At 73.2% G+C, this 11,995-nt stretch carries 11 protein-coding genes; 4 read left to right on the top strand and 7 right to left on the bottom strand.

Annotated elements, in window-relative coordinates:
* Positions 1–17: 17 nt before the first annotated feature.
* The 3 genes from VGP36_17115 to VGP36_17105 all read right to left on the bottom strand — a co-directional run bounded on the left by VGP36_17115 (position 18) and on the right by VGP36_17105 (position 2,461).
* A complete protein-coding gene (locus VGP36_17115; GenBank protein ID HEV7656437.1) occupies positions 18–1,250 on the bottom strand; it encodes a DUF6596 domain-containing protein in 1,233 nt (410 codons plus the stop codon).
* Positions 1,247–1,573, bottom strand: a complete 327-nt coding sequence (locus VGP36_17110; protein HEV7656436.1) for a YciI family protein — start codon at positions 1,571–1,573, stop codon at positions 1,247–1,249. The genes VGP36_17115 and VGP36_17110 overlap by 4 nt, the downstream gene beginning before the upstream one ends.
* 201 nt (positions 1,574–1,774) lie before the next feature.
* Positions 1,775–2,461, bottom strand: a complete 687-nt coding sequence (locus VGP36_17105; protein HEV7656435.1) for a VOC family protein — start codon at positions 2,459–2,461, stop codon at positions 1,775–1,777.
* Between the two features lie 145 nt (positions 2,462–2,606).
* On the opposite strand from VGP36_17105, the gene dinB reads away from it, so the two are divergent.
* The 3 genes from dinB (at position 2,607) to VGP36_17090 (ending at position 5,464) form a co-directional block, all read left to right on the top strand.
* Positions 2,607–3,863, top strand: coding sequence for a DNA polymerase IV (dinB, locus tag VGP36_17100; GenBank protein ID HEV7656434.1), 1,257 nt, complete (start codon positions 2,607–2,609; stop codon positions 3,861–3,863).
* Between the two features lie 34 nt (positions 3,864–3,897).
* A complete protein-coding gene (locus tag VGP36_17095) occupies positions 3,898–4,482 on the top strand; it encodes an XdhC family protein (protein ID HEV7656433.1) in 585 nt (194 codons plus the stop codon).
* A gap of 76 nt (positions 4,483–4,558) precedes the next feature.
* Positions 4,559–5,464 carry a cation diffusion facilitator family transporter gene (locus VGP36_17090; GenBank protein HEV7656432.1) on the top strand — a complete coding sequence of 302 codons (906 nt, stop codon included), beginning with the start codon at positions 4,559–4,561 and terminating at the stop codon, positions 5,462–5,464.
* Between the two features lie 59 nt (positions 5,465–5,523).
* Here the strand turns inward: VGP36_17090 and VGP36_17085 are convergent, their stop codons facing one another.
* Entirely contained in the window at positions 5,524–7,176 is a 1,653-nt protein-coding gene (locus tag VGP36_17085) for a phospholipase D-like domain-containing protein (protein HEV7656431.1), read from the bottom strand.
* A 607-nt stretch (positions 7,177–7,783) separates the two neighbouring features.
* On the opposite strand from VGP36_17085, the gene VGP36_17080 reads away from it, so the two are divergent.
* Positions 7,784–8,683, top strand: coding sequence for an aldo/keto reductase (locus VGP36_17080; GenBank protein ID HEV7656430.1), 900 nt, complete (start codon positions 7,784–7,786; stop codon positions 8,681–8,683).
* On the opposite strand, the gene VGP36_17075 is transcribed toward VGP36_17080, so the two are convergent.
* From VGP36_17075 to VGP36_17065, 3 genes are read right to left on the bottom strand one after another with little or no spacing between them, the layout of a single operon-like run.
* Positions 8,680–9,693 carry a LacI family DNA-binding transcriptional regulator gene (locus tag VGP36_17075; GenBank protein HEV7656429.1) on the bottom strand — a complete coding sequence of 338 codons (1,014 nt, stop codon included), beginning with the start codon at positions 9,691–9,693 and terminating at the stop codon, positions 8,680–8,682. The two genes, VGP36_17080 and VGP36_17075, sit on opposite strands and share 4 nt — an antisense overlap.
* A gap of 9 nt (positions 9,694–9,702) precedes the next feature.
* Positions 9,703–10,893 carry an MFS transporter gene (locus VGP36_17070; GenBank protein ID HEV7656428.1) on the bottom strand — a complete coding sequence of 397 codons (1,191 nt, stop codon included), beginning with the start codon at positions 10,891–10,893 and terminating at the stop codon, positions 9,703–9,705.
* On the bottom strand, positions 10,893–11,783 hold the full coding sequence (locus VGP36_17065; GenBank protein ID HEV7656427.1) for a hypothetical protein: 891 nt from the start codon (positions 11,781–11,783) through the stop codon (positions 10,893–10,895). Before VGP36_17065 ends, VGP36_17070 begins: the two co-directional genes overlap by 1 nt.
* Between the last annotated feature and the right edge of the window lie 212 nt (positions 11,784–11,995).

Genomic DNA, 11,995 nt, shown 5'->3' with positions numbered 1-11,995 from the left:
TCGCGCCCGGATTTCGGCTACCCCAGCTGGTCGCGGCGGCGGGTCAGGGCGGCGGTCTCGGCCGTGTTGCCCGCCAGCTCGATCGCTCTGTCGTACGCCGCGCGCGCCTGCGCACCGCGGGCCAGCCGCCGCAGCAGCTCGGCGCGGGTCGCGTGGTAGGCGTGATAGCCGGCCAACCCGTCCCCGAGACGGTCGACGGCCGCCAGCGCCACCTCCGGGCCGTCCAGCTCGGCGACCGCGATGGCCCGGTTGAGGGCGACGATCGGCGAGGGGTCGAGGCGGACGAGCTGGTCGTAGAGGGCGACGACCTGCGACCAGTCGGTGTCGCGTATGTCCGGCGCGGAGGTGTGCACGGCGTTGATCGCGGCCAGGATCTGGTAGCGGCCCGGAGCCACCCCGGTGGCCAGGCGCTCGCGTACGAGCCGGTGACCTTCGGCGACCAGCGCCGTGTCCCAGGCGGCACGGTCCTGCTCGTCGAGGGTGACCAGCTCGCCGCCGGCCGAGACCCGGGCCGTGCGGCGGGCCTCGGTGAGCAGCATCAACGCCAGCAACCCGGCCACCTCACCGTCCGCCGGCATGAGCACACGGATCAGGCGGGTGAGCCGGATCGCCTCGGCGGTCAGGTCGTGCCGGACGGGATCGGTGTCCGGGCCGGTCGCCAGGTAGCCCTCGTTGAAGACGAGGAAGAGGACGGCGAGTACGCCGGACACGCGGGCCGGGAGATCCTCCGCGGACGGCACCCGGTAGGGGATGCCCGCCTCCTTGATCTTGGTCTTCGCGCGGGTGATCCGCCGGCCCATGGCGCTCTCCTGCACCAGGAAGGCCCGGGCGATCTCGGGCAGGGTCAGTCCGCCGACCAGGCGCAGCGTCAGCGCCACCCGGGTCTCCATCGCGAGCGCCGGGTGACAGCAGGTGAAGATCAGCCGGAGCCGGTCGTCGTCGATGGCGCCGAGGGGCTCGGGCGGGTCGTCGTCGAACATCCGCTGCGCCTCCTTGTGCTTGTCGCCGCGCCTGGTCTCGCGCCGGATCCGGTCGATCGCCTTGCGGTTGGCGGTGGTGGTCAGCCAGGCGCCGGGGTTGGGGGGTACGCCGTCGGCCGGCCACCGCTCGACGGCGGTCGCGAACGCCTCGGCCGCCGCCTCCTCGGCGATGTCGAGGTCACCGAAGCGCCTGGCGAGGGCGGCGACCACCCGGGCCCACTCCTCGCGGTGGGTCCGGGTGACCGCCTCTCGGACGTCGACCCCGGTCACAGGAACGGGCGCACCTCGACCTTCCGGTTGCAGGCTTTCGACCCCTCGGTCGCGAGCGTGAGCGCCACGTCGAGGTCGGCGGCCTCGATGATCCAGAAACCGATGAGGTACTCCTTCGACTCCACGAAGGGCCCGTCGGTGACCAGCGCCTCGCCACCACCCCGGTTGTCGATGACGGTGGCCGAGCCGGGCGCCGCGAGGCCGCCGGCGAAGACCCAGTGGCGCTCGGCCTGGAGCCGGTCGTTGTACACGTCGATGGCGGCCATCTCCTCCGGGGTGGCGAGGCCGGCCGTGTCCTGTATCACGGAAACCAGGTACTGCATCTGAAGATCATCTCCTGTGGTTCGGGACGCCCCTCGTGGGCGGCGCTCACCCCTCCCACGAACGCCTCTGCGCTGATCCGACACCGCGTACTGATTTCCTCCGAGGATTCTCCCTGTCCTGCGTCAAGCAATTGGCAGGGTCGGCTTGTGTCGCAAGCGGATCCACTATCGGGCGCGGCGAACCGCAGCCGGAGTTCGACCTCAGCCTGCGCGAAGGCCGAACTCGTTGCTGTCCGGGTCGGCCAGCTCGACGCCGTCAGACAGGTCGCGAAGACGGGTCGCGCCGAGCGAGACAAGTCGGTTGGCCTCGCCGGTGGGATCAGCGGTGACCAGATCGAAGCGCTGTCGGTTCCTTTGGTACGTGCGACCGCCCCAGGCGTCCCAGGAGATCTTGGTGCCGCCGAGCGGCGACTGGACCGCCGTCTGCTCGTTCTGGTCCCACACGAGCGGCCAGCCCAGCGCGTCCCGCCAGAACAGGCCGACCGGCCGGGTCCCGTCACAGGTCACCTCGCCGAGATAGCCGGTGCCGGCCAGGTACTTGTTGCCGGGCTCGATGACGCACAGTTCGTTGCCGCCCGGGTCAGCCAGTACGACGTGGCGGTCTTCAGGGCCCACGTCAATCTGACGGCCACCCAGGCGCAGCGCCGTCTCGACGGTGCGCTGCTGCTGCTCGATGCTGCTGCTGGTCAGGTGCAGGTGCAGCCGCCGTGGGCCGAGCTGCTCGGTGTCGGAGCTGACGAAGCGGAGTCCGACCTGCGTCCTGTCACCCGGTACCACAGCGCCGCGCGCCTCTGGGGCGACCTCCCGGTCGAGCAGCCCGGCCCAGAAGGCTGCGACCGCGGCCGGGTCGGCCACGTCGAAGGTCACCGCTTCCAGTCGAAGCGACACGCCCGGACTCTAGGACGGCCTCGCGGTCTTGGCTACCGGCTTAGTCAGGAGCAACTACCTCGCGGCTCAGCCCGAAGACTCTGCCGGAAAGTCTGACGCACGCCATCTCTGGTCGTTCGAACGTGTGTTCGATACAGTCCGGCGCATGCCGCGCGGGCCGACCATCCTGCATGCGGACCTGGACGCGTTCTACGCGTCGGTCGAGCAACTGCTCGACCCGACCCTGCGCGGGCGGCCGATCGCGGTCGGCGGCGGGCCCCGCGGCGGCGTGGTGCTGGCCGCGTCGTACGAGGCCAAGGCGTTCGGGGTGCACGGCGGGATGGGCGGGCGGCAGGCCCAGGGGCTGTGCCCGGGGCTGCTGTTCGTCCGCGGCCACTTCACCGAGTACCAGCGGCTGGCCGACGACGTCATGGACATCCTGCGCGGGGTCACGCCGGTGGTGGAGCGGATCTCGATCGACGAGGCGTTCCTGGACGTCTCCGGCTCGACCCACCTGTTCGGGTCGCCGGCCGTGATCGGCGCCCGGCTGCGGGCCCGGGTCAAGCACGAGGTCGGGCTGCCGATCTCGATCGGCGCGGCCCGGACCAAGCACCTGGCCAAGGTCGCCTCCCAGGTCGCCAAGCCGGACAACCTCGTCGTGGTCGAGCCCGACCGGGAGCGCGAGTTCCTGGACCCGCTGCCGGTCACGCTGATGTGGGGCGTCGGCCCGGTCGCGCAGCGGCGGCTGGCCGAGCGCGGCATCTACACCATCGGCGAGCTGGCCCGGACACCGTCGCGGGCGCTGGAGTCGCTGCTGGGCGAGGCCGCCGGCAGCAAGCTGGCGGCGCTGTCGGTGAACGAGGACCCACGCCGGATCGCCTCGTCCGGGCGGGCCAAGTCGGTCGGCGCCCAGTCCGCGCTCGGCCGCTGCCGGCCCACCCGGGAGCTGGTCCGGGAGGTGCTCTGCCACCTGGCCGACCGGGTCGCCGGGCGGCTGCGGGCCAAGAGCCGCGCCGGCCGTACGGTGACGGTCCGGGTCCGGTTCGCCGGGATGCGCTCGGTGACCCGCTCGCTGACCCTCGACGGCCCGATCGCGGCCACGCTCACGCTGACCGAGGTGGCCGAGCAGCTGGTCTGGCAGGCGATCTCGGACCAGACCGCGGAGGCGGTCGAGATCAGCCTGCTGGCGATCTCGGTGTCGAACCTGACCGTGCAGCACTCGATCCAGCTGGAGCTGGACATCCCACCGGACGACCCGCGGCATCCCGGCTCGCCGATCGGGTCGGCCCGGTGGGCGCTGGACACCTCGATGGACGCGGTCCGGGTCCGGTTCGGGCGGGACGCGGTGGGCTACCTGCCGGCCCGGGCCCGCTCGCGCGGGGTGCCGGACGAGTTCCGGGAGCTCGCCGAGCACGAGGTCTGAGCCCGCGGGCGGGCTCGGTGGCAGACTGGGCGGCGTGGAGGACGAGGACCCGGCCTGCGCGGTCGCCCATGGCAGCACCGACGCCGACGCGATCGCGCACGGCAGCGCCCCGGCACCGGTCGACGGCCGCACCCTGGTCGCGGTCTTCGCCGGCCCGGTCGCCCGCAGCCTGCTGCACTTCGCGCGTGACACCGGCTTCCGGACCGTGCTCCTGGAACCGTCGCCGGACCGCGTCGGCGACCAGGACCGTACGGTCGCGGACGAGGTCGTGACCGGCGCGAAGGCCTCGCTGCTGCACGCGGACGCCGACGTCGTCGTCACCGACCACCACCGGCCCGAGCTGGGGGAGATGCTCCGCGACGTGCTGGCCGAGACGCCCCGCTGGGTCGGCGTGATGGGCAACGCCCGGCACCGGGGCCCGCACGTGGAGATGCTGACCGAGCTCGGCGTCCCGGCTGCGGACATCGCGCGGGTGCACCGCCCGATCGGGCTGAACATCGGCTCCCGGACGCCGCCGGAGATCGCGCTGTCGACGCTGGCGGGGCTGCTCGCGGACCGCAACGGGCGGCCCGGCGGGTTCGACTTCCCGGATCCGTCGGCGGAGTCCCGGCCGCGCTGATTTCCCTTGTCGGAGAGGGAAACCGATACCGGCGTCAGCTTTGCCGGGATCTGCCGGGATCACCTACCGTGCACGTGTGAGCGGTGAGCACGGGCATGCGCACGCGCGTGGATCCGCCGGCGGGCGACACCGCCGGCCGCTCGCCGTTGCCTTCGGCCTGACGTTCGCGTACATGATCGTCGAGCTGGTCGCGGGCATCGTGACCGGATCGCTGGCGCTGCTGTCCGACGCCGCGCACATGGGGACGGACGTGCTCGGCCTGGGCATGGCGCTGGCCGCGATCACGCTGGCGTCCCGGCCGGCGCCGTCGCACCGGACCTGGGGGGCGTACCGGCTGGAGGTGCTGGCGGCGCTGGCCAACGGGCTGCTGCTGTTCGGCGTGGCCGGGTACGTGCTGTTCGAGGCGTACCGGCGGTTCACCGGGCCGCCCGAGATCCCGGGCACGCCGCTGCTGGTCGTGGCCACGCTCGGCCTGGTCGTCAACCTGGTCAGCGTCCGGCTGCTGATGGCCGGGTCGAAGGAGAGCCTCAACGTCCGCGGCGCGTATCTGGAGGTCTTCGCCGACCTGCTCGGCTCGATCGGCGTGATCGTGGCCGCCGTGGTGCTGCTGACGACAGGCTGGGCGTACGTCGACCCGATCGTCGGTGCCGGCATCGGGCTGTTCATCCTGCCGCGGACCTGGCAGCTGATGGGGCGGGCGGTCCGGATCCTCATGGAGGCGGCGCCGCGCGGGGTCGACGTGGACGACGTCCGCGACCGGATCCGCGGCCTCGACGGGGTCGCCGACGTGCACGACCTGCACATCTGGACGGTCACGTCCGGGTTGGACACCGCGAGCGGGCACGTCGTGGTCGACCCGGGCGCGGACTACCACGGCGTACTGGACCGCGTCACCAGCCTGCTGGCCGAGGACTACGGCGTCACCCACGCCACCATCCAGTGCGAGCCCGACGACCACACCGAACACTCCAACCCCGTCTGACCCGCGGCCGTCGACGATCGCCACTCGGCCGGCGCCGCCGGAGGCGCCCGGGCCGCGGCTCAGACCGGCGCGGCGAAGGTGGTGCGTTGGCGGGCTCGCCAGCTGCCCGGTTCGTAGTAGCGCTTGGTCCAGGTGTCGCTCTCGGTGAGGAACCCGCCGGACGTCCCGGTCTCGCCGTCCTTCGCCGCCCAGTCGCGGAAGACGAAGTGCATGAACAGCCGCTGGTACTCGGTGAGGTAGATGTCCGCCACCCGTCGCGCCGCGGCCGCCCCGGCGTCGGTCCCGTCCGACCGGACGATGACCGTGTTCTCCTCGTTGTCGGTCGTCGAGTTGTCCGAGTAGTTGGCCGACCCGGTCAGCGTGATCGGCGCGGCCGTCATCGGGTCGACCAAGATGATCTTGGTGTGGATGAACTTGACCCAGCTGTTGAAGTCGGTCAGGTGCTCCGCGGCCCACTGCTCGAACGTCACCTTGTGCAGGTAGTCGCCCCAGGAGACCCGGACGTCCGGATCGGTCGACGGGATCTCCTGCCCCGGGTCCGGCTTCTGGTCCAGCAGCACGGTCCGGACCACGTCCCGGTCCAGCCCGAGCTTGGCCCGGAAGACCTTGTTCAGCCCGAACGCGCCGGTGATGTGCGCGCTGGAGGTCGCGGTGTCGAAGATCGACGCGTACCAGTCCAGCAGCGGGCTGTGCGTCGAGCGCGGCGACAGCACGGTGGTGATCCCGCCGGGCGCGGGGTTGGCGGTGTCGGTCGCGTTGTTGGTCTCGTCCCAGGTCCGCATGACCGCGGTGGTGTGCTGCTGGTCGGTCAGCTGGGTCCAGTAGTCCAGGAAGCGCTGCGCGACCGCCGGGTCGCTGACCAGGTGCCCGACGTTGAGGTGGCCGAAGACGGCGCCCTGGGTCAGGTTGGTCGAGCCGGTCCAGACCGCGACCGGCGCGCCCTGGTGGGTCAGCACGAGGAACTTGTTGTGCTGCAGCGCGCCCTTGTTCGGCGCCGTACGCCAGGTGATCACGTCGTCGAGGCCGGCCGCGGTCGCCGCGGTGCGCGCGTCCGCGGCGGTGGTGTCCGCGTCCTTGCCGGCCGCGTCCTTGTCCCGGCCGTGCACGACCAGCGCGACGTCCGCGCCGGCCGTCCTCGCCGCGGCCAGCGCGTCGAGCCCGGTCGCCCAGGTGAACTCGTAGAACGCGCCGCGCAGCCCCCACTCCGGCCCGGTCGCCCGCCCGACGAACCGGGTGAACGCCTCGCCGAGCCCGCGGGACAGCCAGGCGAAGGCCGGGTGGGTCTCGGCCGCGCCGACCGGCGGCGTGTACGCCCCGAACCGCTTCACGAACGCCTGCGACCCGGCCACCCCGCGGTTGAACCAGACCCCGTGCGCGCCGTCGTCCTCGGCCTCGGTCCGGACGTCCACGCTCACGTCGGCCAGCGTGGTCAGCGCGCCGGGCGTCCCGCCGAAGGCGACCACCCGGTACGTGTAGTCGTGCTCGGGCTTGGCCGTGTAGTCGCCCCACTGGTAGCCCTGGATCGGGTGGGTGCGCAGCGAGAAGTCCATCCCGGGCCCCGGGTGCGGCACGACGCTCGGGAACACCTTCAGCCCGCGCAGCCAGTACGCCTCGTCCTCGGTGTGATCGGTCCGGTGGATCCCGAACCCGAGACACCCGGCCGGATCGACCTGGTCCCACCCGAGCAGCACCGAGTTCGTCCCCGCGGTCACCCGCACGGACACCCCACCCGCACTCCCGAACGCCCTCATCCCGCCCCCACTCCCCGCCTCCCCAGTCAGAGGCGGCAACCCCCGGCCCTGATGCGCCCGGCCCCGGATCATGCCTCAAGGGGCAGGGCGGTCAGATCGCGATCCCGTCGGCGGTGATGTCGAGGTGGAACTCCACGCCCGGGCGCGAGCCCTGAGGGCGACGATCCGTTCGGCCACGGTCCGGGCCGGCGCGGTCCGGTCCCACTCCGCACGGAAGGCCGGATCGCCGAGGTTCTCCCGTACGACCGCACCGTGAGTCGTCAACTCCGACGCCTTCACCACCAACCCCCTCACTCGCCGACCTCGCTCAGCCGCCGTACCGCGTTCCGCACCGCCCGCTCGGACCCGCACCGGTCCAGCTGAGCCTCCGGGCCGACGGCGACGATCACGAAAGTGTCGTCGACCCGTCCGTACGACGGTCTCATCCGGCTCCGGCCGGCTCCCGGGCGCGATTCCCGCAGCCCCGGACCGCCGCGGACGTCGCTCTGGTGCGGGTGGGGAAGAAGGGGACCCATCGCGTACTGACATCTCACCGCCGGGGAGTGGATAGGTTCTGGGGGTGGCGGAGATGGGGTTGGGGTTGGCGGCGATCGGGCGGCCGGCGTACATCACGTCCGGGCGGGACCGGGACCTGCCGGGCCCGCGCAGCCGGGACGAACTGCGGGCCCGCGCGCACGAACTGCTCGACCACGCGTACGCGATCGGCATCCGGTACGCCGACGCCGCCCGCTCCTACGGCGACGCCGAGCAGTTCCTCGGCTCCTGGCTCGACGCCCGCGGCGTGGACGACGTGTTCGTGGCCAGCAAGTGGGGCTACTCGTACGTGGGCGAGTGGCGGACGGACGCCCCGCAGCACGAGGTGAAGAGCCACGACCTGGCCACGTTCGAGCGCCAGCTGGCCGAGACCCGGGCCCTGCTCGGCGACCGGCTGCGGCTCTACCAGGTCCATTCGGTGACCCCGGACAGCCCGCTGCTGACCGACCGCCCGCTGCTGGACCGGCTGACGGCCCTGCGCGACAGCGGCGTCGAGCTCGGCGTCTCCACCTCCGGCCCGAACCAGGCCGAGGCGATCGAGCGGGTGGCCGGGCCCGGCCTGTTCACGTCGGTCCAGTCGACCTGGAACCTCATGGAGGTCTCGGCCGGCCCGGCGCTCGCCGCCGCGCACGACGCCGGCTGGCGCGTCGTGGTCAAGGAGGGCGTCGCCAACGGTCGCCTGGCCGTCGACGTCCCGGCGCCGCTGGCCGCCGTCGCGACCAGGCACGGCGTCACCCCGGACGCGGTCGCCCTGTCCGCCGCGACGGCCCAGCCCTGGTGCGACGTCATCCTCTCCGGTGCCGTCACCCCGGCCCAGCTCTCCGCCAACGCGAGCCGGGTCGAGCTCGACGACCAGGACCGCGACGACCTGTCCGTACTGGTCGAGAAACCCGACGCCTACTGGAGAACCCGCTCCGAACGCCCCTGGGCCTAACGCGGCGCGGTCGAGCTGCGGACGACCAACGACGGGGCCAGCAGGACCGAGCGGGGCGTGCGGTCCGGTTCCTCGATCGCGTCGAGGAGGAGCCGGGCCGCCTCCACGCCGAGCTCGTAGTGCGGGATGCTCACGGTCGTCAGCGGCGGCCGCATCTTGTCCAGGAACGGCATCCCGTTGAAGCCGACCAGGCTGACGTCCTCGGGGCAGCGCAGCCCGCGCTCGGCGAACACGTCGTAGCAGCCGAGCGCGAGCAGGTCGTTGCCGCCGACGATCGCGGTGAACTCGGCGCCGGCGTCGAGCAGCCGGCGTACCCCGGCCGCACCGTCCTCTTCGGACCAGTACGCGCACTCGACCACCAGCGCGGGATCGTCGGCGAGCCCGTGGTCGCGGACCGAGTGCCGGAAGGCCCGGGCCCGGGCGACCCCGGTCGAGGTGTCCTGCGGCCCGGCCAGGTGCGCGACCCGCCGGTGCCCGAGCGCGGCCAGGTGCGCGACCGCGAGCTCGATGCCGACCGCGTCGTCCGCGCTCACCTGGGGCAGCTCGAGGTTGTCGACGCGCCGGTTCACCAGCACCATCGGCACCCGCTGCTCGTGCAGCCGGGTCAGCAGCGGGTGGTCGCGCCGGGCCGTCGCGATGATGAGCCCCTCGACCTGGCGGGAGCGCAGCGACTCGATCTGCGCCTCCTCCCGCTTCGGGTCGTTGTCGGTGTTGGCGATCCAGGCGTTGTAGCCGGCCGAGGCGAGCACGTCCTCGGCCCCGCGCACGATCGGCGGGAACAACGGGTTGGTCAGGTCCGGGATGACCATCCCGACCGTCGTGGTCCGCGCGGTCTTCAGGCTGCGCGCGATCGGGTTCGGCTGGTAGCCCAGCGACTCCGCCGCCCGCAGCACCTTGCGGGCGGTGTCGGCGTTGACCAGCGGGCGGGTCTGCGGGTTCAGCGCCCGGGAGGCGGTCGCCGGATGGACGCCGGCCACCTGGGCGACGTCGCGGAGTGTCGGCGCGGGCACGATCGGATCCTAGATCCCGGCCACGGGAACGCCGTCGGAAACCGGGTCCGGTGGTGGCTTCCAGCGGGACCGGCCGGCCGCGCCGGCCAGCACCAGCGGGACCGCGAGCAGCGCGAGCGAGCCGAAGATCAGCGCGTACCGGTCGTCGCCGGCCGGCCCGGCCAGCACCGCCGAGGCGACCGCGCTGCCGGCGAACAACGACCCGGCGAACAGCGAGACCATCGTGGCCCGGCCGCCCGGCAGCACCTGGGTCGCCCACGTCTGCAGCGACGAGTGCATCGCGGCCCAGGCCAGTCCCAGCAGGACGGCCGCCAGCGCCGCGACCGCCGCCCGCTGCGAGAGCGCGGCGGTCAGGCAGCCCAGCACGGCCGCGGTCCCGCCGATCCCGATCAGCCGCCAGACCGGCCAGCCCCGGGAGAGCCGCCCGACCAGCGGCGCGAACGTCAGCACGGCCAGCCCGTACGCGGCGGTGACGGCGCCGGCCAGCGCGGACCCGGTCCCGGCCGACTCCACCGCGGCCGGCAGCAGCGTCAGCGTGCCGAGCAGCACGACGCCCTCGACGAAGGACAGCAGCAGCACCAGCAGCGCCGCCGGCGTCGCGGCGACCTGCCGAAGCGGCGCGAGCAGGCTCTGCCGGGGACGCGGCGGCGGCTCGGGCAGCGTGCGCAGCAGCACGCAGAGCACCAGCGCCCAGGCGCCGGTCAGTCCGAACGCGATCCGCCAGCTCGCGGCCTGCGCCAGCGCCCCGGCCCCGACGGCCGCCAGCGCCGTGCCGAGCGCGACCCCGACCAGCAGCCGGGTCAGCTCCTGCTGCCGGCGGGCGGTCGGCACCATGTCGCCGACGTAGATCAGGCAGGTCGGCATGGCCGCGCCGAAGAACGCACCGGCCAGCCCGCGGGTGATCGTCAGCTCGGTCACGTCCTGGACGGTCGTGGACGCGGCCGTCGCCAGCGCGGCCAGCAGCAGCGTGATCCGCAGCGTCCGGACCCGGCCGAGCCGGTCGGAGACCATGCCCCACACCGGCTGCATCGCCCCGTACGCGATGTAGTAGACGCCGGCCGCGGTGACCACCGACGGCAGCGGCACCGCCAGGTCCCGCGAGATCGCCAGCAGCACCGGCGGCATCGCGAACCGGTCGAGCGTGCTGGCGAACGACGTCAGCTGCAGCAGCCGCAGCGAGGCCCGGTCCGGTCCGGTCATCAGCGCGCGACCAGCAGACCCGATCCCGCCTGCAACGCCGGCGCGAACACGTCCGCCCCGTCGGCGGTCTCGGGCCGGTAGCGCCGGCGCAGGTCGACCAGCGTCCGGATCGAGCCGGGATCGACGACGCCGTCGGGCACCAGCCCCGCGGCCGGGTCCCGCAGCCGGTCCAGGTAGCGCCGGCCCAGCTCCTCGGGCAGCCCGAGCGCGTCGGCTGCCTCCGCCACCACCTCGGCGCCGAGCGTGCCGGCCACGATCTCGGCCGCGGTGGCGGTCAGCACGTCCGCCAGCGCGTGCGCCGCGGAAGTCGCGTCGCCCACCACGGCCAGGACCGTACCGAGGTAGGGGGAGAGGGTCGCGCTGACCGTCGCGAGTGGACGGTAGCCGGCCGCCTCGGCGTGCAGCTCGTTGCCGGCGTTGAGCATCGTCGCGGCGCACTCGCCCGCGAGCAGCGCCTGCAGCCGCTTCGGGGTCGAGCCGAGCGCGACGATCTCGTAGTCCTCGCGGGTCAGGCCGATCGACTCGGCCAGCGCGTACAGGGCGAAGGCGAAGCCCGAGCCCGGTACGTCGACGCCGAACGTCGCCCCGCGCAGGTCGGCGGAGCGGCCGTACAGGCCGAGGCCCATGCCTCTGTCCACAGCGGACACGATCCGGGCGTCCGCGGTCCGGCCGAGCGCGTTGGTCGGGCTGTAGCGGTAGGCCAGCACGTTGTCCGGACTGGTCAGCACCGCGTCCAGGGCGCCGTCGAGCAGCGCGGCGAACTGGCCCGGCGAGGACGGCACGGCGGACTCGGTGACGTCGAGCCCGGCGTCGGCGAGCCGGCCGGTCCGGCGGGCCACCCGCAGCAGCACCGACGGCGTGAACGTCCCGAGGGTGATGCTGGCCGGCACGCGCGCTCCTCCCGCCGGGGACCGACCCCGTCCGGCCGATCGTAACCGACTGTCGCACTCGTTTGCAGTGAGTGTGACCATGCGATATCCGTGGCTCACTAGATGCATCCAGCCCCTTGACACCGCTGTGGCGGCGAACACATGATCCGGGGCAGCAAACGATTGCTGTCAAGTGGCGACCCCATAACGCCTCAGCGTGGAGGGCCCGAATG

It is taken from the genome of Mycobacteriales bacterium (assembly GCA_035995165.1).
Lineage (GTDB): Bacteria > Actinomycetota > Actinomycetes > Mycobacteriales > CADCTP01 > CADCTP01.
Note: the sequence above shows the minus strand (reverse complement) of the source record. Positions and strands in the feature narration are given on the sequence as shown.

Coding starts and splice junctions, on each gene's coding strand:
- VGP36_17110 (HEV7656436.1), bottom strand. CDS start 1,573: ATGCAGTACCTGGTTTCCGTGATACAGGACACGGCCGGCCTCGCCACC.
- dinB (HEV7656434.1), top strand. CDS start 2,607: ATGCCGCGCGGGCCGACCATCCTGCATGCGGACCTGGACGCGTTCTAC.
- VGP36_17080 (HEV7656430.1), top strand. CDS start 7,784: ATGGGGTTGGGGTTGGCGGCGATCGGGCGGCCGGCGTACATCACGTCC.
- VGP36_17070 (HEV7656428.1), bottom strand. CDS start 10,893: ATGACCGGACCGGACCGGGCCTCGCTGCGGCTGCTGCAGCTGACGTCG.